The following is a 22981-nucleotide window of genomic DNA, read 5'->3' on the forward strand; positions in this document are numbered from 1 at the left end:
CATGACAAGGAACAACACCACCGGAATTCGGTTGGCGCACGGCGATATCGTGCTGGATCGCGGCCGGATCGCGCCGCTCGACGGCATGCCCGGGCTGGCGCAGGATTTGCAGATCCGACTGCTGACACCGCTCGGCGAGGACCGCTACGACACCCGCTACGGACTGGACTACCGCGCCGTCTTCACCGCGCCCGCCAACGCGCACGAGATGCGAGACCTGCTGCGCCTCAACATTGTCCGCACATTGATCACCGATCCGCGGGTCGCGGAGATCCGCGACATCGAGATCGTCGATCCGGGACTCGACGCGCACCACCGGGTATGGAATGTCGCGGTGTCGATCATCACCAGCGACGGCACCCCGGCGGTGCTGACGACGACTGTAGGAGCACCGGCATGACGCAATACGGCGTAACCGAGGACGGATTCGTCCTCAAGGGTTTCTCCGAAATCCTGAAATCCGCACAGCGCAGGGCAATCGAGGTCTTCGGACCCGATATCGATCTGGCAGGCACCAGTGTGCTGACGAAACTGCTGCAGGCGACCTCCGATGAGGACGCCATGCTGTGGCAACGGCTGGAAGACGTCTACTACAGCCAATTCGCCTCTACCGCATCGGATATCGACCTCGACCTGATCGGCAAGGACATCGGGGTCGACCGCAACTACCTGTTTGCGCAGGGTCCGGCCGAACTGACGATTGCCGGTGCCGAACCCGGCCGTAGCTACGTGCTGCCGGAAGGCACGGTGGTGCTCGACGGCCGTGCCGCTCCCGCTACGAACACCTACTTCCTCACTGCGCCACTGACCCTCACCAAGGATGCGCCGACCGCGACCGTGCTCGTCCGAGCCTTCGTAGCAGGCGCGCAATCGAATATCGGCCCGCAGCAACTGAAACAGGTCGACCCCGACTATCTGCTGACCCAACTCCATTTTCCGGAAACGGTGCAGATCAAGGCCGTCAACCCCGGCGCGCTCACCGGCGGTGAGCAGACCGAGGACGACACGGCCTATCGCGCAAGACAACTCGGTTTTCCCCGCGATATGTGGACGCTGCAGAGCGTGCGCGCGGCGGTGCTGCGGGTCCGCGGCGTGGTCGACACCCTGCTGTCGGACACGCTCGGCGGCGCCGACGTCACGAAGAGCATTTTCGACGAGTTCAACTTCGGCGAGCGGGCTTTCAGCGGCGAACGGAAGTTCGGCGAGCCCTATTTCTTCGACGTCGTGGTCGCGCACGAATTCGCGAGGCCGTGGCGTACGACCGGCTCGGTCACCGGCATCTATGAACAAGTGCGGGCCGAGGTGGACCGGGTCCGCCCGGTCGGCATCTACCCGAACATCATCGAGGCCAACCACATCGAGATCGGCCTGCGCGCCACCGTGATCATCGAGCCAGGATTGGAACCCAATTCGCTGCGCGCCGCCCTACTCGACCGCCTGTCCCGCAGCGTCGGCGCGCTACGGCTCGGCAGTGACGTGGTCTTCTCCCAGGTGATGGGCCTGCTGGTGGACCAACCCGGCGTGCTGGACGTCCGCGAACTGCGCTTGCGTCGCTTCCCGCCCGCGTTCGGTCGAATCACCTTCGGCTCAGAGCTTTTCCAGTCCGAACCGATCGAGGTCGGCTTCGGCGAGAACCTGGCGCTCGGCGCGACCGAGATCGCCCAGTTCCGACAGGACAGTCTCCTCATCGACCTGCAGGTGGTCGGCCGATGACCAACTATCCAGCCGCCGTCGACCGGATGGCGGGCACCCTCACCACGCCGTTCGCGGCCGGCGCGGACCGCGTCGAACTGACCCTGGCCACCACGACCCCGCTCCCCGACGCCGACTTCGCGAGCTACGACTTCGTGGAGCACCGGGCGCGATTCGACGCCGAGCCGCGGCCCAGATATCTCGTCACCGTACTGGACGACCTGCGCACCGACATCACGATGACGATTCGCTATGTGGCCCAGAATATTTCGAAGACCAGCAGCTTTATCATTCCGGCCGGCACGCTGGCGGGTGCCTCGATGGTGATTCCACTCGGCGCGGAGGCCAGATCCGCCGTGCTGAAGAGTGTCTCCGTGCGGCCGCCGCAGGGTGAGCCCGGGCCGGGAGTACTCGGCACCTTCAGATTCACGGTGTTGCTCGGCGACCTCGCCGCGCTGCTGTGGGTGCTCGGCGGGGAACGGGATCTGCTTGCCGCCCAGCTCAATCGGGTGCGCCTCCAGCACACCGTCGAGCATGCCACCGGGCTGTCGCTGGATCTGATCGGCTCGGATCTGAGTATCCCCCGGTTCCCGCCGCGGCCCTATGGCTTCGCCGCCGACACTATCGCGCTCTATCACCTGGAGGACAAGGCCGACACCGCCGCGGTATTCGATGCGATGACGCTGTACAGCAACGGTGCGGGTCATCCCGGCGTCCGCCGCAATGCCACGCCGGGCGTGGATGGCCGGTTCGGGTACGGAATGGGATTCCTGCCGGACCACTCCGTCGTCGAGATCGCGGATCACACCGACTTCGCGCTGCCCGCGACCGCGAGCTGCACCGCCGAATGCTTCGTGCGGCCGGCCGCCGGTACCTGGCAGGGTGCGCCATTATCCAAGCACGCCGACCTGAACGACGAGACCAAGCCGGGCTGGGGTCTGCAGGTCGGTCCCTTCCGCGGGCTCGACCGCAATGTCCGACTGCTGCTCACCGACGGTGCGACGAAGATCGAGTTGTTCGCCGATGTCTCGCTCGACACCGACCGTTTCCATCACCTGGCCGCGGTGCTCGATCGCGGCCGCGGGCTGGCGGGCCTGTTCGTCGACGGTGTTCTGAAGGCCAGCCAGCGGAAGAACCTTGGTGCGCTCACGAACAACGCGCCGGTGCGCCTCGGGTTCGATGACACCACGGCCGGCCACAGCTTCTACGGCACCCTGGATGAGGTCAGAATCTCTCGGCGCGCGCTGACCTCGTTCGATCCCGTGCTCGGCGAGGGCGACACGAGTTATCGGCAGCGGCTCGGCCTGTTCCGGCGGTGGAACCTGCCGACGCCTGCGAATATCGCCGACGCGCTGAACGGCATCGCCGGCCGGATCAACGATGTCGAGCGTCCGATCACGGTCTCCGACGCTTTCGTGCGGTCGCCGGTGGGTTCGCGCACCGTGACGATCCGCCCGGTCGAGCTGCGGCCCGGGGAGACGATCGATGCGCGCGGGCGCAAAGACACCACCGAAGCCGAAGTCTGCGGGACGATCGCGGATGATCAATTCGATCCGCGGTGGTTGACCGCCCACAACGAACCTCGCTTCCGCTACGTCGGCGATGAGCACCGGATCCGCCAGTCGATCCGGCGCTGCCTGGACGCGCTGGTCTATCTCGTTATGCCACAAGATATTCCGAACGATCGAGTGCTGTACGTGGCGCTGTACGACCCGTCGTCCGACGACCTGCGTGCCGTCGGACGTGCTGTGGTCCTTCGGCATCCGGAGATCGCGCCGGGCACCCTGGCGGCGCTCGCGCACCGGGCCGGATTCTCCTGGGTGCAATACCGGGCGGGCAGCGCCGATGTGTACGCCTCGATCGCCGACATCTCGTCGGTGGAAATACCTGGCGGGAGCGGGATCTGGTCCGGCAAGGACCTGGTAACCGACAGTACGATTCCGGTCGTCGCGGCACCGCTGCCGCCAACGGACAGCATCCTGCGCTGGTCGCTCTTGCAGGCTGGGCCGGGGCGAGCCGAGATCGTCGGCGCGACCACCGGCAATCAGATCACGCTGCGCGGACTGCGGGCCGGCGAGGTGACGGTGAAGCTGGAGGCCCGCCTCGATGGCAAGACCTTCTCGGCGACACAGCGATTCACCATCGGGCTGCAGCGGCTTGCCGCTGGCATGTCTATCGGGGCGGACGGCACCATCGGTGTCGCCGAATCGGTAGCGGGCACCCCGGCCGATGGCGCCTTCTCGCCGGAATACCTTGTCACCGTTGACAGTCCGTCACTCGAAGTGGCCGTGCCCGGTACCAACCGGATGCAGGCGAACGTGGCGGAGCGGCTCGGAGCGCTACTGTCCCATGCCATCTCATCGGTGGCGGCGCAGCTCCGGCTGGTCGAGGGCTGGACCGCCAATGGCGCCGGACTCTACGGTGTCGGCCGCGCGCTCTCCCTCGCACCGGCCACCGGTTCGGCACTGACGCTGCCGGAGCTCGCCGCGATGGCACACGGGTCCGGGTTCGACTATGTCGAGAACACCGGCACCGTGGTGCGGGTCATGCAGCGGGCAGGTGAGCACATCGAGCTCGGCGGACCGGACGAGATGAACGCGGGCAGCGTTGCCTCGTTCTCGATCCCCCGCCACGACAACCCCGTCGACGCGGTGCTGGCGGGCAAGGTGCTGTGCACGGCCATTCGCGATAGGTCGACGGTCATGTTCTCGGACAGTACAACCGGCGCCTTGCTGGACACCGTCCCCGTCGGCGGGGCACCGGTCGGTATCGCTGCCACCGCGGATCGCAAGACGGTGTACACCGCCAGTGGCGCCGACCGGACGATCACCGCGCTCACCGTCGCGGAGCCCGGTAAAGGGATAGTTACCAGCGCGGCGCTACCCGCGGCGCCGAGAGCCATTGCCGCGCACCCGAACAAGCCGCTGCTGGTGATACTGCTACCGACTCAGGTGGTCACCGTCGACACCGCAACACTGGCGATAGTCAAGCAGTGGACCATACCGGATGCTGCCAGCGGAAAAGTGCTGGCGCTCAACCCATCCGGGACCACCGCCTGGGTCGCCTGCGAGGACAAATCGCTGCGTGCCGTGCGGATCGACACCGACAACGGCGCTTGGATCGCCGCGCCCGCACTGACGGACACGCCGTTCGCCCTGGCGGCAGGCAGCACGAAGGTCTATGCGACAACCGCCGATCGCCGCCTTTCCGTGCGCGATGCGGTGACCGGCGCGGTAACGAGAACGGTCGAGAACACCGACTTCTTGCCGGGCAGGCTGAGTCTGGACGAGGCGGCCGGATACCTCTACCTCGGCGGCTGGTGGGGTCTGGGGACGGTCTATCGCTACAACCTGGCGGGCGACGTCGTAGGCGTCGTCGCCACTCCCGGTCTGCCGGTGGCGATGATTCCCTCCGGCACTTCGGTTTTCGCGGTGCTCTCCGGTGCGCTACGCGCTCGGGCCGCCGATGCGATCGCCACCCTGGCGTTCGGGCAGCAGTGGACAGTCACGGCACTGTGGCCGCTAGCTCCGGCGGGTGGCAGGCGGCTGGCGTGGTCGGTGCTGGCCGCCGATACGGCAGCGGCTCACTTCGACGGATCCACCGGCGAACGCGCCGAACTGACCGCCGACAACCCCGGTGCCGTGCAGGTCCGGGTCCGCGGCTCGGTGCCGGGGAATCCGCCGGGAAATCCGCCCTACACCGTTCAGATCGGCCTCGATCAACGGTTGCTGGACGGGGAACCGACAAGACCGGTGGTGATTCGCCGCGACCAATACGAGCGAATCATGAATGTGCTCAACGAATTACACCCGATCGGCGTGGAATTCGACACCGGCGTGATCCGAAAACGCGTACCGGAACTCAAAGCGGGCCAGCTGGAATTCTTGTTCCCCGCCTACACCTACCCCACCTACCGCCTGCGTGGTCAGCACCTCGCACGCCCTGTTCGAAAGGACTGAACCATGCCGTTCAACATCAGCTTCACCAGGACCTTCAAACACCAGCCTTGGACCGACTCGCGTGACCGGGTCACCGCCGACGGGGAAAACGGATTCAATGTTCGATTCAAGGCATTGGAGGCCGACCTCGATGCGCTGCACGATCGGTTCGTTCAGGTCAGCGCCGCGCTGAACACGGTGGCCGCAGGTGGCGGGGCGGACCGGGTGATCTCGGTATCACCGGTACTCGTGACGACCGGCGATGATGCGTGGGATCTCAGCACCGTCGGTTCGGCGCGCAAACCACCGGCGAACGGTAAGGCCCTCGGTTGGGTACAGGTGCCGATGCCGCCGGCCGGGGTGGTCAGCTCGTTCACGGTCGGCGGTCGCTGCGTCGGAACCGGTGCTGTGCAGGTGACGCTCTATCGCGTCGACACTCGGGGCGTCAAGAGCCAGATTTCCACTGTGAAGGTGCCCGGTAAGCCAGCCGACGCGCCGTTCACCGTCACGCAGAGCGCGAACGGTCACCGCATCGATCCGACGTCGTCGTACTTCTTCGAGGTCAGCGCGCAAAGCGATACGACCACCGACGTCATCCATATCTACGCCCTGCAGATCGCCTGTGCGGCTGCCTGAAATATCCAGAGAGAAGGAAGAATACAATGGAATGCACACCAGCGGGTGGTAGCGGTACCTCGAAGGGCTTGCACATCGGCCTCAATGTGGATGCCGTCGACAATGGCGACCGTCCCATCGCGAAGAACCCCGATGGAAATTTGACCTACGCGTTCTGGATCAGCCCGAACATGCGGCTCGTCCCGGCGAACGAGATCATCGACCCGGCGACCGGCAAAGAGGTCCCGGACAAGTGGCTCAAAGCCTCGTACTGGAACAACAAAGATCTGACTACCCAGCAGGTAGATACCCTGACCGACTATCGACTCGTGCTGCGCGTGCGCAACACCGACGTCAACTCCTCGCGCTTCAACCTCAAGATGGAGGCGTGTGTTTCGGACCTGAACGCCTCAGCGCCGGGGATGGATTACGCGATCCTCCAGGATCCGGAAAGTACCACCAACAAGAAGAAGGTAAGTTTCACGCTCGACCTGCTGCACGGCAATAGTGAAGTGCCGTCGTACGATCCCGCGAATCCTGATGATCCGAGCAAGATGGCCGTTCTCGTCGGTAAGGAGATATGGCGACCGAGGGAGAGTCAGCTGAAATACAACAACGGCCATGTCTGCCTGGTCGCCAATGTGTGGGACGAGGGATACAGCGGCGGTGAGCGGCAGCTGCTTGCCTCGGAACCAGACGGCGGCCAGTCCGGTGCGTACATCCTGCCGTTTTGCGACCGGCGGCACGGGCAGCGCAATCTCAACATCGTGGTGCGGAAGGTCGGCGCCACCGAGACCCGCAATGTGCTGGTAGCCGTGCCCGCAAGCGACCGCTGCCCACTGGAGGGCGAGGTCGCGCTCAAGGCTGTCGAACTGCAGCAGGGCGAACCGCAATTGGCCGGGCTGGCAACAAGTCTGGGCTTGAACGACCACCATTGCCCGCCGCACAAGGACCCGATGGAAGGGGTGACGATCGATGACCACGGTGACCCGAGCCATGAATTGGGCATCTGCCTGCAGCCGGGCGAGAAGATCCGGGTGCCGTTGACCGTCGCGCCATACGACGGCGAAAAGCCCGGCGACGTCTACGCATTCGACATGATCACCAAGGAGGAGTCGAACAACAGCGTCTACGGCGCGACCCGCTTCTATGTGATGGTCACCGCGTAGGTTCTCGAACCGGTGCGCGTCGGCCGACCCGGAGGGTATCGACCGACGCGCACCGTTCTGGTGTGTTCGGGTTACGCCACAACCCGCCGGTCCCGTTATTTTTTCTGCAGGCGATCCAGCGCCTGCGCGGCTTGGTTTCTGGCGATCGTGGCGAGCTCCTCCAGGCGGATCGGTGGCTCGCCGTGCTGGCGCAGGACAGGGATTCGCACGCGCAGCGAGACGTTGCTGTCCTGTACGCCCACAACGTAATCCATTCCAGTGGTGTAACTGGAATCCGACACCACGGTATGCCAGTAACCCTGGGTGCCGATTCCGGTGACGTCGCCGGAATCCGCTCCGGCACTGCTGGTGGTGTCCTTACGTTTCCAGCCGTCATAGGCAGGCGCGGCGCCGGCGGCCGTGAACTCGACTTTGAGGTCTATGGCTGCTTGATTCCAATGCACGCCATCGCTCGACGGACTCTTGTAGCTGAATTGGCAGGACAGGCTGCCGGGATCGTAGGTGCTCGGCGGATTTTCGTAATGAGCAGGCGGCTTGTCCGGTGTGGACGACCACTTCTGCACTGCGGCCGGATCGACCAGGTCACACGCATCGCTGATCCCGTTCATCGCATAACTGCCCGGCGCAGGCTCGGGGCGGGCAGAGGTTGTCGCAGTAGTGGATTGCGTCGCAAGGGCACTGGAGGGTGCCGCGACAGCTGCCGACCGCGTGCCGCTGTCATCACCGGCGATGCTGATCCCGATCACCACCCCGGCACCCAACGCCACCACCATTCCGGCGACAACGGCGACAACCAGACCCGTCTTGCCCCGACCGGCAGCGTCCGTCAATTCTCGCAGCCCTTCGATTCGTCGACCTGCATTCCGTCGACCCTGCAACTCCGCGCCGATCGTACGTCGCCGACAGCCGAGTAGTCACCTGCCGATCGCACGTCGGCCGTCCTGATCAGCGGAGTGGTCGTCTTCGCTTAAGAGCTACCGAGCCAGCCTTATTCGCCGCTGCCCCAATTCCCGTGGATGAGCTCAAAACCGTCGCGCCGCAAGCGAAATCGTTCTCGTCTCGGCGGCTCAGCGTGAGAGTTCGAGGATTTCCATTGTGCTCGAAGGGGTTGACAAAGGACTGTCGGCACGTCACCTTTGGTCGATGGTAACGTTACCAAGCCCGGAGCCGCCGGGTGAGCGGCGTCGGTGGCCGACAATGGCGGATGTGGCTCGGCGCTCCGGCGCCTCACTGATGACCGTGTCGCGCGTGGTGAACGGCGAGCCCGGGGTCCGGGAGGAGACCGCGCAACGGGTTCGGTCGGCCATCGATGAGCTGGGCTTCCGTCGTAATGACGGCGCGCGAATTCTGCGGCAGGGCAACGCTACCGCGAGCATCGGCCTGGTGATGGAGGACCTGACCGGGCCCCTCTACAGCACCGTCATGGCCGCCGTCGAGCAGGTGGCACGGGAACGAGACTATTTGTTGCTGGCCGGGTCGGCGCAGGGTGACTCCGCGCGCGCGGCGAAACTCACCAGCGCGTTCCTCGCCCGCCGAGTGGACGGACTGATCGTCGCGGCCAGTCTCGCCGGTGAGGTGGCGCTCGAATCCGAGCTGGGCCCGGAAACCAAGTGTGTCTTTGTCGACCGGCCGAGTTCGAGTGCGAAGTTCGATTCGGTGGTCAGCGACAACGAAGGCGGCGTGGGTCTGGCCGTTGCGCATTTGGTCGCACTGGGCCATCGCAGGATCGGCTACCTCGGCGACGACGAGCATTTTTGGACGGCGGGCCGTCGTCGAGACGGTTTCCTCGCCGCAAGCCAAAAGCACGGCTTGGACGCGACGGGCCTCGTTGGAATGGGTTTACACAAACCGGACAGCCAGGCCGAGATCTGGCGGCGGTGGGCCAGCGGGCCCGACCCGGTCACGGCCGTGGTCACCGGAAACAACCGTGCCACCCTGGCTCTCATCCGTCATCTGCGGTGCGCTCCCGAATTGTCGGTCGCCTATGTCGGATTCGACGATTTCGACCTTGCCGATCTGCTGAGCCCCGCCGTCACCACGGTCGCCCAGGACGCCGAGCACATGGGTGCGCGCGCGGCCGAGATGCTCTTCGACCGCATCGGCGGGCGGACCGACAGTCCACGACACGTTGTCGTCCCGACTCGCCTGATCGTCAGGGAGTCAGGGCACATCAGGCGATGAACCGCCCGGCTGAGCGGCGAATACCGCACCTTCATCGTCGAACACAGATCAAAGGAGATCCCGTGACCCACCCAACGGCGCGCGTGCGCCGCTATTCAACTCTCGTCGTGCTCGCAGGCATGCTGCTGGTCGCGGGCTGCCGCGGCGGCGAGTCCACCGCGGGATCGGATCGGGACGGATCGGCGATCCCCGACAACGCCGCGATCGTGAATGCTGTGCTGAGCGATCAGGCACTGGTCGGCGAGGTGCCCGCGGCGATCAAGGGCAAGGGCACGTTGTCGATCGGCTCGAATGTGCAGTCGCCACCGAACAACTTCTACGGCGCGGATGGCAAGAAAGCGGTCGGGTTCGAGGTCGACCTCATCACGGCCGTCGCGAAGAAGCTCGGTCTCGGCGTCGCCTACAGCGACATGTCCTTCGATTCGCTGATCACCAGTCTGCAGACCGGACGCATCGACGCGACCATCGCGGGCATGAACGATACGAAGGAACGCCAGCAGAAGATCGACTTCGTGGACTACTTCACCTCGGGCATCACCATGATGGTGGCCAAAGGCAATCCCGAGAAGATCCACAGCGTGGATGATTTGTGCGGCAAGGCCATCGCGGTGGTGACCGGAACCAGCCAACAGGAGTTCGCCAAGTCGCAGAGTGCGAAATGTACGGCGGCGGGCAAACCGGCCCTCGCCATCACCGACACCAGCAGCGATGCACAGAACCAGCAGCAATTGCGTTCCGGCCGAATCGCGGTGATCCTCAACGACCTGCCGTCCGCGGCGTACATCTCCCGGACCGCCGGTGACGGAAAGTTTTTCGAGACCGTCGATCAGGCGCCGCTCAACGGCGGTCCGTATGGGATAGGCCTGTCCAAGGACAACAGGGCGCTGACACAGGCACTGCAGAAAGCACTGCAGTCCCTCGTCGATGACGGGACTTACACCAAAATCCTCGACTCCTGGCAGATCACCTCGGGCGCACTCCAGCAGGTAACCGTCAATGCAGGCTGACACGGTCCAGGACGAAGCGCCCGCTGTCATCCTGCTACCCAAAGTCCCCCTGCGGCATTGGGGCCGATGGGTATCCGGCGTGCTGATCCTTGTCCTTCTCGGCGCGCTCGGCTACGCGATGTCGCAAGGTCAGATCGACTACCCGTCCATACCCGCGCTGCTGACCGAGCCCATCATCCTGGAGGGCCTGGTCAATACGATTCTCTTGGCCGTCGTCGCGCAGGCCGGGGCGATCGTTCTCGGCGTGGCTGTGGCGCTGATGCGGGCGTCGCGCAATCCGGTCGCGCGCTGGTTTGCCAGCGGCTATATCTGGTTGTTCCGCGGTTTGCCGGTGCTGTTGCAGATCCTGCTCTGGTTCAATCTCGCCTTCATCTTTCCCCGCATCACGATCATGATCCCGTTCATCGACGTCACCGTGCTCGACCAGTCCGCCAATGTTCTGATGACGGTATTTGTCGCCGCACTGCTCGGGCTCGGGTTGAACGAAAGCGCGTACATGGCCGAGATCGTGCGCGCCGGGCTGAACAGCGTCGACAAGGGACAGGTCGAGGCGGCCCAGTCGATAGGTATGCCGCCAACCTTGGTGCTGCGCCGGGTGATTCTGCCGCAGGCGATGCGCGTGATCATCCCGCCGACCGGCAACGACTTCATCAACATGCTCAAGGGAACCTCGATGGCATCGGTCATCGGATACGTGGAACTGATCAAGGCAGCCCAAAACCTGACCTCGCACAGCTTGAATCCGATGGAGACGCTGTTGACGGTCGCGATCTGGTACATGGTGGTGGTCAGCGTGGCAAGCGTCGGCCAGTACTTCCTCGAACGCAGGTACTCGGCTTCGGACCGAACGGGTGGAATCCGAACACCGTGGCGGCTGATCGGGCGATCCCTCGGCACTCCTCCGATGGTCAGGACCAAATCATGAGCGAGCGAACAACATACGCGGCCACGCGGGATCCCGACGTTTTGGTCAGAGCAGTGTCTGTGCACAAGCGGTTCGGCAACATCGACGTGCTCAAAGGCCTCGATCTCACCGTCCGCCGAGGTCAGGTCGTTGTGCTGCTGGGCCCTTCCGGGGCGGGCAAGAGCACCTTTCTGCGCTGCATCAACCATCTGGAGTCGGTGGACTCCGGCGAGATCTGGGTCGACGACGACCCGATCGGGTTTCGATTACGCGACGGCAGGCTGCACGAACTACGCGAGCGCGCGATCGCCAAGCAACGCGCCCAGATCGCCATGGTGTTCCAACGTTTCAACCTGTTCCCGAATCGCACGGTGCTACAGAACGTGATCGAGGGGCCCGTCAAGGTCAAGGGCACGCCGATAGCGCAGGCGCGGCAACAGGGCCAGGAACTGCTCGACCGAGTGGGACTCGCCGACAAAGTCGACGAATACCCCGGCCGGCTTTCCGGTGGACAGCAGCAGCGGGTGGCGATCGCCAGGGCATTGGCCATGCAACCCAAGCTGATCCTCTTCGACGAGCCGACGAGCGCGCTCGATCCAGAACTTGTCGGTGAGGTGCTCAATGTGATGACCGAACTCGCCTGCGCGGGCATGACCATGATCGTGGTGACCCACGAGATGTCCTTCGCACGGGAGGTGGCCGACCAGGTGGTGTTCATAGACGACGGCGTCGTCGTCGAGATGGGCCCGCCGGAACAGGTCATCGGCAATCCGACGCACAGCCGGACCCGCCAATTCCTGGCGAGGGTTCATCAATGACCCAGCCGCAGTCCGACATCAAAGCCGCGTACCTGGCCCAATTCTCCGAAACCACCGGCTATCTCGATTTCGCGCGGTACGGTCCCCCGTCGCGGGACGTGGTTGCCGCGAGTGCCGCGGCGATGCATTCGAGTGCGACGGCAGGCCCGGGAACGGTCGATGATCTGATGGGCGCGACCGACCGAGCGATCCGTGCCGTTGCGCGGTTGTCCGGCTTCGCGACATCGTCAGTGGTGCTGATTCCGAACACCTCGACCGGGCTGTTCCAGGCCGCCTTCGCCATCCCGCCCGGAGAAGTTCTGGTGAGCGGCAACGACTTTCCGGCCAACCACTACCCCTTGGCACGCGCCGCCCAGGCCGACCGGATCCGGCTGCGCGTGCTCACCCCACCCGGCGGCCGGATGACGCCGGAATTCATCGCCGAGGAATTGCGCCCCGGCACCACGGCGGTGTCGGTCAGCGCCGTCGACTTCGCCACCGGCTATCGAGCCGACCTCGCCGGCATTCGGGACGTGATCGGCGAGCGGCTACTGATCGTCGACGGAATCCAGGGCTTCGGGGTGACAACCCAGCCGTGGGATGTGTGCGACATGCTCGTGGTCGGTGGACAGAAATGGTTGCGCGCTGGATGGGGTACCGGATTTCTCGCGCTCTCGGATCGGGCATTGGAACGAGTTGATCCATTGTTGTCAGGATGGACCGGCGCAGTGGATCCCACACACTATGACGGGCTGATCCACCCGCATGCGCATGGTGCCGGGCGATTTTCCATCACTAATCTCAGCCCCGTCGATCATGCCGCATTCGCTGCCGCGCTCGAGCTGGTCGAATCCGTCGGCACCGGCTGGATCGCGCACCGAATCGGCGAACGCCTCGACGCGCTACACGAAGCGCTGCTCCCCCTCGACCCGATGATCCGCTCCCCACTCGACCGCGTTGACCGTGCCGGCATCCTCTCTTTCGCCTTGCCCGATCTCCAGCCGGCCCAACTGGGCAAACGGCTGGCCGCGGCGGGCGTCACCGCCACCGTTCACGCCAGCGCAGTGCGCCTGTCGGTGCACGCGACCACCACCGACGCCGCCATCGATGCGGTCGCCTCCACGATTCAGGAGGCATTCTCCTAGGTCATATCTCCCGATATTTCTGACTTCATCCAGTCGGCTCGGTGTAGCTCGTATTCGACCTCGCCGTGCTCGGTGCCGGGGAGCGGGTCATCGAAGTGCAGGTGGAAGGTCCGAACATAGGTGAGGCCAGACTTTTTCAGCACGCGGCGAGAGGCGATGTTGACCGCCATCGTCTCGGCCCACACCCGCTCGACACCGAGTTCAGTGAATCCCTTGCGGATCAACGCCCGCGCCGCCTCGGTGGCGTATCCGCGGCCCCAGGCCGACGCGGCGAGCCGGTAGCCGAGTTCCACGTCGGTGGCGCTGCCGTCCTGCGGTGGCTGCAGGGCCAGCCAGCCCACGAACGCTGAGGTGGATCGCTCGATGGCGGCAAACCGCCCGACCGAACCCAATTGATAGTCGTGCAGGATCTTGGGCAGCACCTCGTTCTCGATCTCGCATCGCGGTGTCGGCGCACCGGTCAGGTATCGCAGCACCGCGGGATCGCTGTCCAACCAGACCAGATCGTCGACGTCGGCGGCGGTGAACCGACGCAGAATGAGCCGTTCTGTCTCCAGAAACACCTCCACCGGCAGACCTCCCAATAATCTATGACAAGCCATCCTGTCCGGAAACCGGCCAAAGGGCCCAACGCTTTTCAGCGACTCGGCCTCCGTGCTGATCCATCGGCGCCGTGGTTTCGACACCGTGATCGATTGGCGAACCGGTGTTCGTCGGATAGCGTCCACGAAATGGATAGCGAGAAAACGGATGCACCGGTCACCTTGATCACCGGCGGCGGAACCGGGATCGGGGCCACCACCACGCGGCGGTTGCTGGCGCGTGGGCATCGGGTGGCGATCACCGGACGGCGCAAGGAACGGCTCGAGCAGGTGGCGACCGAAACCGGCGCGGGGCCAGAACTATTGACGGTGGTAGGAGATGCCGCCGACTACGAATCCGTGCGGGCCGCGGTCGAGGCAACGATCGAGGAGTTCGGGCGGCTGGACAACGTCGTGGCCAATGCGGGGCTTTCCACGCACGACGACCTGGTTGACGGCGATCCGGAACAGTGGCGAGAGATGCTGCTGACCAATGTGCTCGGGCCCGCCGTCCTCATCAAAGCGGCCCTGCCCGCCCTGAGCGCAACCCGGGGACGAATCATCTTGGTAGGCAGCACCGCCGGGGTAAAGAACACTCCGGGGAATATGTATTCCGTCTCCAAATGGGCGGTGTCGGCGTTGGCGGAGAACGCGCGCGTCCTGGCCACCGGCTCAGGAGTGGGCGTCACCCTGGTCGCGCCCGGACGGGTGGAGACCTCGTTCTGGGACTCGCGGGAAAACGGCATCCCCGCCGGTCCGATCCTGACGCCGGAAAATGTCGCGGAGTCGATCGAATTCGCGCTGTGCCAGCCTGCGGGAATCGAGATCAACTCGGTGGTTATCCGGCCCGTCGGCCAAGTCCACTAACCGGCAGCATCGTTGCAGCACAACGCTTTCGGCACTACGCAGGTCCGGAAGCGGTGTTCGTGAACTACGCGGCGCGGATGCGATCGGTTTCGATCAACCGAGGCCCGCCGCATGGTCGGCATCCGCGATTTGGTCGAAGAAACGTCGGTGAACCCAGTGCCGCTCGCCGAGCAGACTCAATTGCCCCCACCGTCCGGAGACCGGGCCGAGCCGGGTATTGCGGGGCATCGTGCCCAGCAAGCGCCGCGGCTTGGCACCGCCGGACAGTTTGCTGCTCTCCAGCACGTAGACGGCGTCCGAAGTGACTGCTACGCAGCGGTATTCGATCCAGAACACGGTGAGGCCGGTGAGATATGCGAATACGAAGAAGAGGAAGCTCGGCGCGGCCTGACAGATGAACGCCTGCCGGATCTGGCTGTCCGCGGGCAGGAAGGGAGCCGAACGCTCCACGAGGTCCTTGCGCGGCTCCCGATTACCGTGCGGGACCTCACCCGGCTGAACAGTCATAAACAAGTCCCGTCCACGCTTCCATGCTATTCGTCGGCACCGAGGCACGTACCCGCTCAACCAAGCCGCGGATCCCGCTGAGCGAACTGGCCGCAGTTCGCTGGCCGGCAAGAAGGGCACCACTACGGTCGAACTCACCACTTGACCGCCATCCGAATGTTCGCCTCGGAATCGAAGTGAGTCAAAAGGTCGCTGTTAGAGATCAACTAGCCACCATTCGACTCACCTCGATGCTCGGGTCATCAGTCCGTTGAGGGCACCTCACGCCCGGGTGCGTGATGGCGTCGCAGTCCTGGTGTTCGTGACTGGAAGCCGAGTAGGTTACCGGCGGATCTGGTGGCCAGCGGCTTCCAGTACCTCGCAAGCCTCATCCAAGCGATCGGCCGGTACGAGGACGATGTCGCCGTCGTAGCTCGAAACCACCCAGACCGGCAGGCCACCGGCCGCCAGCGGTGCCACGATCGCGCTCAACATCCCAGTCGCCTGCACGTCGTGCGCCTCGTCACCGTTCCACAGTGCCGACCATCGATCCGCACCAGTGTCGTTGCGCCGCATCACGGTAGACCCGTCCGGACCGAACACCATGGCGAGGACGTCCGCGCGCGGAACACCGTCGGTGCCGTCGGCCGCGCGTTCGAGAACATAAGAACCCTCGAGCACCCGCAACGTCTGATGGCTGGCCACGGACATCGTCACTTCCTCCAACTTGCTGCATTATGTCGCACCGGTCGCTAGCCAGGCGCGCTCGCACGCGCCGGGCTTGCCAATTGTGCACACGCTCAACCACTCCCAGACGGGACCCGAGCGATCGTCCGACCCGCGCGAACCAGCGAACTTACTCAAATCTCGAGTCGAGGATAGCGTCGTTCGAGCCCCAGGCACACGATCAATGTGAACCCGCTGGCCGCGAGCGCGGCGGTCGATCACCGGCTGCGGGCTTCTGTGGCCTCGGCGGCGATGTTGAGGGCATGGCGGGGTTCGGGGCAGATTCGCGAGAGCGATTGCAGCATGGGGATATCGACGACCGTAAGGTGAGCAAGTCGACTGCTCGTGGCAGTCATGTGCAGACGAGATCGGGCCTCCGCGACGACTAGCGCGGTGGCTCGGTCTGTGAGGCGAGGCTCGTAATCGCCCCGGCGCTCGAGGCTGCGTCGACAACGGAAAGTGTTGTTGGATCACAGGAGCCGGCCCTATCGACTGGTCGGATCGAGCTACCGACTTGACTTTCTACGGACTGCGGACCGCTGGCATCCCTGTTGGCACCTGTCTGGGCGTGGTTGACACGCTGAGGGGACTCAGTCGTTACCGGAAAGGTTGTCGTGCACGCTGTCTCGCTTGCGATGCTGGTGATCGCCGCTATCGTCCATGCTGGCTGGAATTTCGCGGCCAAGCGGGTCGGCGCCGGCGGCGCGGTATTCGTCTGGTGCTACTACACGATCTCGGCGGTACTGTGTGTGCCTGTCGCAATCGGTGATCTACTGGTCGAAAGCGTGCGGCCGCAGTGGTGGTGGGCCGTTGCCTCGGTCGGCACCGCAGTACTACATGTCGGATACGGCGTTGTTCTGCAACGCGGCTATGCCGTGGGCGACATGTCGGTGGTGTATCCGTTGGCGAGAGGTACCGGGCCGCTGCTGTCAGTGCTCGTGGCCGTCCTGCTGTTCGGCGAGCATCCAGGGCCGGTCGGGCTGATAGGAGCTGTCGCAGTGGTTGTCGGTGTGGGCGTGATCAGCGCCGGTCCGGCGGTCGATGGCAAGCCCAGAATCGCCAGCGTGGCCTACGGCCTGCTGACGGGTGTGGCCATTGCGGGATATACGTTATGGGACGCCCACGCGGTCAACGCTTTAGGAATGCCACCGATTCCGTATTTCACGGCCGGTTGCCTGGCGCAGAGTGCGATGCTTACTCCGCACGCGCTTGCCCACAGGCGCGACATCGCTTGCCTGTGGCGCGATCACCGCCGCGAGATACTGATCGTCGCGGTGCTCTCACCGCTGGGCTATCTCTTAGTGTTGTTCGCGATGCAGACGACGCCGGTGAGCGTGGTAGCTCCGGTCCGCGAATTGAGCATCGTGATCGGCGGACTGGTCGCCTGGCGCATCCTCGGTGAGCCGAATCCGGTGCGCCGCCTCGTAGGAGCGGTAATCGTCCTGTGCGGAATCGCGGGTATCGCCGTTGCCCCCCAATGAAACCCGCACCACACCATTCAAGCCGGCTATGCCGCCGCTCCGGCGGTCGTCGACCGCCGGAGCGATCGGCCGAGTGGGCGGGGTAAGTGAGCAGCTTCGGCCATCCACCTGACGCAAATGCGCTATCCGACTGTCCCAGTTGATATTCGCCGCTCCAGGTACCAGAGGCGTCCGCGGCTCCACGGCAAGGACCGCCGGAAGCGGTCCCGGTCAGGATGCGCGGCCAGGTAGTCGCGTAGTTCTCGGCCGTAACCGAGGCAGACCGCGACGTGATCGGCGACAGTCGCGCTGTACAGCCCCAAAAACTCCTTTCCGTAGGAGTCCAGGGCGCACGCCACCGTGACCACCACGGCACCCGGCAGACCGAGCACCGGCAGTAGCACCCCGGCGGTGGTCCCGTACGCCACGATCTGCGCGCCCACATAGACGAAGTTGGACATCTCACCCTTGAAGTCGGTCTTGCCGCGCGCTGTCATGAACACGGCGGTGCCCACGATCATCACCACCGTGAGCACCGCCGCGGCGATCCCCGTCGCGAGCAAGGCGGGTCTGCGATACAGGGCTGTCAGCCGACGGGCGTACGACGGGCCGATCAGGTGCAGGCCGAGTCCCCAGGCGCACTGGGCGGACAGGTCACGCTGCGTCGCTTCGGTCCAGCCCGCACTGTTCACCACGATCATCGCCCGAGGGCGGAAAATCAGACCCGTTCTCAACGGTTTGTCCTGCACCACCAACGGATACTTCGCGCTGTCGACCCCGGCCGCGCGTGCGACCGCCGCCCATGCCGGAACGAGCAGCGCGGCTTCGTCGGAGGTCGGTGAGCGCATCCGCGATACGAGCCGGACCCGGACGGGCCGGTATCGGACGGTGACGCACCAGATCAGCCAGGCCGCCGGAAGGATCCACTGCGGCCACCCCAACTTTCGGTCGAGCCACCCGAGCAGCAGTACCGTCACCACCACCAGCGGGAGACTGACCAGCAGTTGCGCCACGAAGATCACGCTGCGCGGTCGCCGCAGCCACGACAGGTCCGCCAGCGCGGCGGCCTCCCCCTCTATTGTCACCACCTGATCATCCGACGAACCCTCCGGCCCCGCAACACGATTCACTGATTGCCCAGCAGATTTTCGAGGAACAGAGCACCGTGACCGGAAACGACGCGAAACCCGCAGGGGCCAATGCACCCGTGAATCCGCCACAAGTGGTGGTGGTAGGTAGTCGATCCGGGGAATCCACCGTATTGCCGCTGCCCACGGTCCGAAGCTGACAGCATGGTTGCCAGAAAATCAACTGGCGGAGGCTATCTCGGCTGGCCGGACACAGAGCGTTCTGAAAATTCGCGTCGGCCGAAGCTGTTGAGTGTGGTCGCCGACAAGCGGGCTGACACAGTGATGCCCGCTTCGCACAGGTACTTTGGGCTTCACATATCCCTCAGCCTGCTGACAGGTATGCGAGGCTCGAGCAGATATGCGAACAAAGGTAATCCGGCGCACCGGAGCATTCTGGCCGCCGAGCCGTAGACGACCTGCGGCACGGAATCGAACCGGCCGCCGGCACGCGCGAGCAGGCCAGAGTACGTCAGCCGCCCTGCTTCGCGAAGGCAGCCGCACCGATCCGCTGTGCCAGCGCGGGTGCGTCGCCATTGTCGTCGGCGATCCGGGCGACCGCGTACACGCCGTGCCGCGACAGGTCACGGGTGGCGAATACACCGCTCGCGTAGCCGATGTCGTGTCCGGTCTTGCCCCATAGGACCGTGCCGTCGGGCATCCGAGTGCTCATCAGCCCGCCATCGCTGAAGCACTGGACGCGCGGACCGGTGGAGATATCGCACAACGGTGCGCCATCGGGGCCCACTGGAATGGTGAAGAGCATCTGCTGCTGGGCCGGTGGCAGCAGGTCGCCGTTGAGCACGGCGACGAGGAAGCGGTCGATGTCGGTCGGGGTCGAGATGATCGTCGAGGGAAGTCCGGCCTGCTCGCTCACATCGACTACCGAGCCACTGCTCCCGGTGTAGTAGCCGTGCAGATAGGGCGCCGGGATGCGCGGGTCGCGTTCGGGAACCGAGGTCTCGCGCAGTCCCAGCGGCCCAGTGATCCGATCCCCGACCTCCTTCGCGAACGAGTTCCCGGTGACCTGCTCGATCAGCAGCCCTGCCACCCGGTAGGCGAAACTGCTGTACTCCTGCTTGGTGCCGGCCACGAAGTGCGGTCCCGGTGCGATCCTGACGGCAGGGTCGGGGAACAGCGTGTCGTGGACGTCCTGGGCGAAGGTCCGGTAGTCGAATCGACTCGCGATCAGCTGGTCCGGCGTCAGCGGGGGCGCGCCCTCGTCCTCAGCGGGCAGTCCGCTGGTGTGATTCAGCAGTTCCTGGACGGTAACGGTGTCGAACGCGGCGGGCAGCGCCTCGGACAGGTACTGACGCACCCGCGCGTGCAGGTCGAGACGCCCTTCCTCGGCCAGTTGCAGTACGACGATCGACTCGAAAACCTTTGAGACACTGCCGATCCGGTAGTGCGAGTCGCGGGACACCGGCTGCCCGGTGATCCTGTCCCCGTCCGCACCCTGCCAGATCTGCCCGTCGCCCGCGACCAGCGCGAGATCTCCGGCGGCGTTGTCGCCGTCGATGATCTGCACCGCCGAATCGAGCGCGGCGGTGTTCAACCCGCCGCCGGCTAATGCCGGAGCCGCCAGCACGACCAGCGCCGCAGCGGCTACGACCGCGGCGCGATACCAGGTGTGTTTCATCGATGCTGCCCCCGTCCATATCCGATCATGCTCTAGTAGCCCCCGCGATGACCACGCTAGCCAACACCCACCCCCTGGTACATCAGGGAAGTCCCTGACTCGCCACGCCCGATCACTGCCATGAAATCGCACGGTGCGGATGAGCGCACCTCCAGCGATGTCAACGTGGGGTCGCTGCTCCAGGCCAGCTACCGTCTCCGCACGGCCGAACCCGCCCCGCGCGCTCGTGCTCCTACCGTTGTCCTCCTACGCAGCCGATATATCCTTCTCCCCCATCGTCGCCCGCTCGATGCTGAATCCCGCCCGCACGCCGGGCGGTGACGTGGGCGATGATGAACAAGAACATAGTTACCGACTAGGCGAGGACAGCATGGCTACACCCGGGTTTCCGCCGAATACCCTTGACTCCGAAGGCTTTCCGCTGTGGATCAGCGGACTGGCGAGCGACGATCCCAATCACAGCGTGCACGTGGTCCGCGGACTCGAACCCGCTGCGGCACTCGAAGCACTGGGAGCCAAGGCACGCCTGTTCCGGCCGTGCGAACTTCCAGCAGACAAACCGGACGAGTGGACCTCCCTGCCCGCGGCGGCGCTCGGCGCCGAGCGAGGCGATGCCGCGACGCTGCTGGCGGGGCAGATCGGCGAATGGACCTTCATCTACGACGATTTCGGCGCTACCGAGGACTCGGCCGCCCTATCGGCTGACGGTCGGGTAGCCGCGACGAGCTACTTCTCCATCAATGCCGACGCGAGCCTGACCTACTACGCCGACGGAAACGAAATCGCCTGGATCAACGTCGACGACCTCGAACTCGACACCGACCTGGCCGACCTACCCGACGAACTGCGCGCGGCGTGCGAAGCGGCCGGCACCGTCGACCACGACTACCTCGACCCGGGCGAGGCGGATTTCGCCATCGCCCTGCGCGCGATCAGCGCACTCGCAGGCATCCACCACACCCTCGACGACCTACGCCGAATCCCATTGCTGGTCACACCTTTCGGCTGAAGTCGACTCGCACCGGAGTGAGCGAAGTGCGGAGGAGCTGGATTTCGTCCCGCCGAAGCTCACGGACTTCATGGCAGGAAACACGCACGGCTGCAAAAGATCCCGATGCCAATCCGCCTGCTCGCCGTCGAGGATTCGGCCACCGGCGCTGGGGGCGGCGCAAATGAGCTCATTTCAGCCCATCTCAGGGCCCGACTTGGGGCGGGATCAGCGCGGCACGGTCACTGGGTCGGTGCAGCTGTCGGGGAGGTCGACGAATGAGCAGATGGCTGGGGGGCGGGTGGGGCGATAGTCGGACGGTAGTCCGCCGGACGTGGTGATGGTGCGGTAGGCGGCGACTGCGTCGGTGGGGTGGCGGGTGAGGGTGGGGTCGGTGACGACATCGACGGTGTAGAGGCCGAAACGCAGTGCGTAGCTGCCCCACGCGAAGCTGTCGGTGAGTGTCCAATAGGTGTAGCCGATCACGTTGAGACCGTCGGCCTTGGCGCGCTGCAACCAGTAGACGGTGTCGCGCAGGTGGTCGGCGCGGCTGCATCCGTCTTCTCGCCAGCCGTTCCGCGTCACCATTCCGTTTTCCACCACATATACCGGTTTGCCGGGGAATCTGTGCGCGCAATAGTGCAGCGCGTAATACGTCGACTCCGGCGCAAGCGCGTGCGTCAGCGGGTTGCTCAGATCTTGCGGGGCGATAATCGCGTGCTCTGCCAGCTCCGGCAGCGTGTCCAGCGAGAAGCTGAGGTAGGTACCGAGACCGACGAAATCCAAGCGGTCGATGATCCGATCCAGGATCAGGCTTTCGGTGGCATCCTCGATCGTGCCTGTCGCGACGTTGATCGACATCGTCACCTGCGCACCTGGTTGGACCTGGTGGATGTGGTCATAGATGGCGTTGTGCGCGTCGACCAGCCGCCCTGCCATCGCCGGAATGTCGTTGGCCGGCACTGTGTCTCGCGACTCGAACTTTATGTATCCGCCGGGGTTGGACACCGTTATCCACAGCGGGTCCCGGGGTGCGTAGCGGTCCACCACTGTGCGGGCATTGCTCAGCCACGCCTCGACGATGCCAGGATCGTCCCAGCCGCCACGCTCGGCGATCCACACCGGATACACCCAGTGGTCGAGGGTGAGCATCGGGCGAATACCGTTGGCGGCCATAGCATCCAGCACACGGTCGTAGAATCCGAAACCGGCTTCGTCCCATTCGCCGGGCCTGGGCTGCACCCGCGCCCACTCGATGCTGATGCCATACACCCCGACCCCGAGATCCGCGGCCAGCGCGATATCAGCTGGGTACCGCGTGTAGAAGTCCACGCAATCGGGGAATTGGGCGAGTGCGGTGTGTTCGGTGAACAGCCGCCGCTGGTGGCTGTCGGGCGTATGACCTTCGGTCTGAAATCCCGAACCTGCGACTCCCCAAAGGAATTCGCGACCCAGTTGCGGCAGATCGACAGGCGGCGCGGGCCGGCCGGCAGCAGGTGCGGGCCGTCCGAGGACGGTATCGGTGAGACTTGCCACCGCGAGACCGAATGCGGTTCGCCGGGTGAATCGTCGCATGTGACTGCACCTTTCACAGAGCTCTGAAGCCGTCGCGGCCAAGCCCGCGACGGCCTTGCCGGACTGGGCGCGAACCATTCGCTG

The 22981-nt window shown here is 64.9% G+C and carries 20 protein-coding genes; 13 read left to right on the plus strand and 7 right to left on the minus strand.

Annotated features, from left to right (window positions below; translation table 11 throughout):
- Position 1 precedes the first annotated feature (1 nt).
- Genes ACIA8C_RS09540 through ACIA8C_RS09560 form a run of 5 tightly spaced genes read left to right on the plus strand, consistent with a single transcriptional unit; the run spans position 2 to position 7414 of the window.
- Positions 2 to 400: a hypothetical protein gene (locus ACIA8C_RS09540; protein WP_397132748.1), complete on the plus strand. Its 399-nt coding sequence runs from the start codon at positions 2 to 4 to the stop codon at positions 398 to 400.
- Positions 397 to 1713 carry a baseplate J/gp47 family protein gene (locus ACIA8C_RS09545; protein ID WP_397132750.1) on the plus strand — a complete coding sequence of 439 codons (1317 nt, stop codon included), beginning with the start codon at positions 397 to 399 and terminating at the stop codon, positions 1711 to 1713. Before ACIA8C_RS09540 ends, ACIA8C_RS09545 begins: the two co-directional genes overlap by 4 nt.
- Positions 1710 to 5651 (plus strand): LamG-like jellyroll fold domain-containing protein, encoded by a 3942-nt coding sequence (locus ACIA8C_RS09550; protein WP_397132752.1) that lies wholly within the window; start codon positions 1710 to 1712, stop codon positions 5649 to 5651. The genes ACIA8C_RS09545 and ACIA8C_RS09550 overlap by 4 nt, the downstream gene beginning before the upstream one ends.
- Before the next feature lie 3 nt (positions 5652 to 5654).
- Positions 5655 to 6266 (plus strand): hypothetical protein, encoded by a 612-nt coding sequence (locus tag ACIA8C_RS09555; RefSeq protein ID WP_397132754.1) that lies wholly within the window; start codon positions 5655 to 5657, stop codon positions 6264 to 6266.
- A gap of 26 nt (positions 6267 to 6292) precedes the next feature.
- Positions 6293 to 7414 carry a hypothetical protein gene (locus tag ACIA8C_RS09560; protein ID WP_397132756.1) on the plus strand — a complete coding sequence of 374 codons (1122 nt, stop codon included), beginning with the start codon at positions 6293 to 6295 and terminating at the stop codon, positions 7412 to 7414.
- 95 nt (positions 7415 to 7509) lie between these two features.
- Here ACIA8C_RS09560 and ACIA8C_RS09565 read toward each other — a convergent pair whose 3' ends face one another.
- Positions 7510 to 8244 carry a hypothetical protein gene (locus tag ACIA8C_RS09565; protein WP_397132758.1) on the minus strand — a complete coding sequence of 245 codons (735 nt, stop codon included), beginning with the start codon at positions 8242 to 8244 and terminating at the stop codon, positions 7510 to 7512.
- A gap of 367 nt (positions 8245 to 8611) precedes the next feature.
- Here ACIA8C_RS09565 and ACIA8C_RS09570 point away from each other — a divergent pair, with 367 nt between their 5' ends.
- The 5 genes from ACIA8C_RS09570 (at position 8612) to ACIA8C_RS09590 (ending at position 13448) form a co-directional block, all read left to right on the plus strand.
- Positions 8612 to 9595: a LacI family DNA-binding transcriptional regulator gene (locus ACIA8C_RS09570; RefSeq protein WP_397132760.1), complete on the plus strand. Its 984-nt coding sequence runs from the start codon at positions 8612 to 8614 to the stop codon at positions 9593 to 9595.
- Between the two features lie 62 nt (positions 9596 to 9657).
- Positions 9658 to 10602 (plus strand): ABC transporter substrate-binding protein, encoded by a 945-nt coding sequence (locus ACIA8C_RS09575; RefSeq protein ID WP_397132762.1) that lies wholly within the window; start codon positions 9658 to 9660, stop codon positions 10600 to 10602.
- Positions 10592 to 11527, plus strand: a complete 936-nt coding sequence (locus ACIA8C_RS09580) for an amino acid ABC transporter permease (protein WP_397132764.1) — start codon at positions 10592 to 10594, stop codon at positions 11525 to 11527. The genes ACIA8C_RS09575 and ACIA8C_RS09580 overlap by 11 nt, the downstream gene beginning before the upstream one ends.
- Positions 11524 to 12324, plus strand: coding sequence for an amino acid ABC transporter ATP-binding protein (locus ACIA8C_RS09585; protein WP_397132766.1), 801 nt, complete (start codon positions 11524 to 11526; stop codon positions 12322 to 12324). The genes ACIA8C_RS09580 and ACIA8C_RS09585 overlap by 4 nt, the downstream gene beginning before the upstream one ends.
- A complete protein-coding gene (locus ACIA8C_RS09590; RefSeq protein WP_397132768.1) occupies positions 12321 to 13448 on the plus strand; it encodes an aminotransferase class V-fold PLP-dependent enzyme in 1128 nt (375 codons plus the stop codon). The genes ACIA8C_RS09585 and ACIA8C_RS09590 overlap by 4 nt, the downstream gene beginning before the upstream one ends.
- On the opposite strand, the gene ACIA8C_RS09595 is transcribed toward ACIA8C_RS09590, so the two are convergent.
- Positions 13445 to 14017 carry a GNAT family N-acetyltransferase gene (locus tag ACIA8C_RS09595; RefSeq protein ID WP_397132770.1) on the minus strand — a complete coding sequence of 191 codons (573 nt, stop codon included), beginning with the start codon at positions 14015 to 14017 and terminating at the stop codon, positions 13445 to 13447. The two genes, ACIA8C_RS09590 and ACIA8C_RS09595, sit on opposite strands and share 4 nt — an antisense overlap.
- Positions 14018 to 14179: 162 nt before the next feature.
- Here ACIA8C_RS09595 and ACIA8C_RS09600 point away from each other — a divergent pair, with 162 nt between their 5' ends.
- Positions 14180 to 14896 (plus strand): SDR family oxidoreductase, encoded by a 717-nt coding sequence (locus ACIA8C_RS09600; protein WP_397132772.1) that lies wholly within the window; start codon positions 14180 to 14182, stop codon positions 14894 to 14896.
- Positions 14897 to 14989: 93 nt separating this feature from the next.
- On the opposite strand, the gene ACIA8C_RS09605 is transcribed toward ACIA8C_RS09600, so the two are convergent.
- Both ACIA8C_RS09605 and ACIA8C_RS09610 read right to left on the minus strand, forming a co-directional pair.
- The gene (locus tag ACIA8C_RS09605; RefSeq protein WP_397132774.1) at positions 14990 to 15403 is read right to left on the minus strand and encodes a hypothetical protein; all 414 of its coding nucleotides are present in this window, start codon (positions 15401 to 15403) and stop codon (positions 14990 to 14992) included.
- Between the two features lie 321 nt (positions 15404 to 15724).
- The gene (locus tag ACIA8C_RS09610) at positions 15725 to 16093 is read right to left on the minus strand and encodes an ACT domain-containing protein (protein WP_397132776.1); all 369 of its coding nucleotides are present in this window, start codon (positions 16091 to 16093) and stop codon (positions 15725 to 15727) included.
- A 650-nt stretch (positions 16094 to 16743) separates the two neighbouring features.
- Here ACIA8C_RS09610 and ACIA8C_RS09615 point away from each other — a divergent pair.
- A complete protein-coding gene (locus ACIA8C_RS09615; RefSeq protein WP_397132778.1) occupies positions 16744 to 17589 on the plus strand; it encodes an EamA family transporter in 846 nt (281 codons plus the stop codon).
- 122 nt (positions 17590 to 17711) lie between these two features.
- Here the strand turns inward: ACIA8C_RS09615 and ACIA8C_RS09620 are convergent, their stop codons facing one another.
- Together ACIA8C_RS09620 and ACIA8C_RS09625 are read right to left on the minus strand one after the other, a co-directional pair.
- Entirely contained in the window at positions 17712 to 18653 is a 942-nt protein-coding gene (locus ACIA8C_RS09620; protein ID WP_397132780.1) for a hypothetical protein, read from the minus strand.
- 514 nt (positions 18654 to 19167) lie between these two features.
- Entirely contained in the window at positions 19168 to 20334 is a 1167-nt protein-coding gene (locus tag ACIA8C_RS09625; RefSeq protein ID WP_397132782.1) for a serine hydrolase domain-containing protein, read from the minus strand.
- Positions 20335 to 20704: 370 nt separating this feature from the next.
- Between ACIA8C_RS09625 and ACIA8C_RS09630 the strand changes: the two genes are divergently transcribed.
- Positions 20705 to 21343: a DUF6461 domain-containing protein gene (locus ACIA8C_RS09630; RefSeq protein WP_397132784.1), complete on the plus strand. Its 639-nt coding sequence runs from the start codon at positions 20705 to 20707 to the stop codon at positions 21341 to 21343.
- 207 nt (positions 21344 to 21550) lie between these two features.
- Here the strand turns inward: ACIA8C_RS09630 and ACIA8C_RS09635 are convergent, their stop codons facing one another.
- Positions 21551 to 22897 carry a family 1 glycosylhydrolase gene (locus ACIA8C_RS09635; protein ID WP_397132787.1) on the minus strand — a complete coding sequence of 449 codons (1347 nt, stop codon included), beginning with the start codon at positions 22895 to 22897 and terminating at the stop codon, positions 21551 to 21553.
- Positions 22898 to 22981 lie beyond the last annotated feature (84 nt).

This window comes from Nocardia sp. NPDC051321, from assembly GCF_044455225.1.
Lineage (GTDB): Bacteria > Actinomycetota > Actinomycetes > Mycobacteriales > Mycobacteriaceae > Nocardia.

Excerpts from the sequence above, each read along its gene's own strand:
- ACIA8C_RS09540 (WP_397132748.1), top strand. The coding sequence starts at position 2 with ATGACAAGGAACAACACCACCGGAATTCGGTTGGCGCACGGCGATATC.
- ACIA8C_RS09545 (WP_397132750.1), top strand. The coding sequence starts at position 397 with ATGACGCAATACGGCGTAACCGAGGACGGATTCGTCCTCAAGGGTTTC.
- ACIA8C_RS09550 (WP_397132752.1), top strand. The coding sequence starts at position 1,710 with ATGACCAACTATCCAGCCGCCGTCGACCGGATGGCGGGCACCCTCACC.
- ACIA8C_RS09555 (WP_397132754.1), top strand. The coding sequence starts at position 5,655 with ATGCCGTTCAACATCAGCTTCACCAGGACCTTCAAACACCAGCCTTGG.
- ACIA8C_RS09560 (WP_397132756.1), top strand. The coding sequence starts at position 6,293 with ATGGAATGCACACCAGCGGGTGGTAGCGGTACCTCGAAGGGCTTGCAC.
- ACIA8C_RS09570 (WP_397132760.1), top strand. The coding sequence starts at position 8,612 with ATGGCGGATGTGGCTCGGCGCTCCGGCGCCTCACTGATGACCGTGTCG.
- ACIA8C_RS09580 (WP_397132764.1), top strand. The coding sequence starts at position 10,592 with ATGCAGGCTGACACGGTCCAGGACGAAGCGCCCGCTGTCATCCTGCTA.
- ACIA8C_RS09585 (WP_397132766.1), top strand. The coding sequence starts at position 11,524 with ATGAGCGAGCGAACAACATACGCGGCCACGCGGGATCCCGACGTTTTG.
- ACIA8C_RS09590 (WP_397132768.1), top strand. The coding sequence starts at position 12,321 with ATGACCCAGCCGCAGTCCGACATCAAAGCCGCGTACCTGGCCCAATTC.
- ACIA8C_RS09600 (WP_397132772.1), top strand. The coding sequence starts at position 14,180 with ATGGATAGCGAGAAAACGGATGCACCGGTCACCTTGATCACCGGCGGC.
- ACIA8C_RS09605 (WP_397132774.1), bottom strand. The coding sequence starts at position 15,403 with ATGACTGTTCAGCCGGGTGAGGTCCCGCACGGTAATCGGGAGCCGCGC.
- ACIA8C_RS09610 (WP_397132776.1), bottom strand. The coding sequence starts at position 16,093 with ATGTCCGTGGCCAGCCATCAGACGTTGCGGGTGCTCGAGGGTTCTTAT.
- ACIA8C_RS09615 (WP_397132778.1), top strand. The coding sequence starts at position 16,744 with ATGCTGGTGATCGCCGCTATCGTCCATGCTGGCTGGAATTTCGCGGCC.
- ACIA8C_RS09625 (WP_397132782.1), bottom strand. The coding sequence starts at position 20,334 with ATGAAACACACCTGGTATCGCGCCGCGGTCGTAGCCGCTGCGGCGCTG.
- ACIA8C_RS09630 (WP_397132784.1), top strand. The coding sequence starts at position 20,705 with ATGGCTACACCCGGGTTTCCGCCGAATACCCTTGACTCCGAAGGCTTT.
- ACIA8C_RS09635 (WP_397132787.1), bottom strand. The coding sequence starts at position 22,897 with ATGCGACGATTCACCCGGCGAACCGCATTCGGTCTCGCGGTGGCAAGT.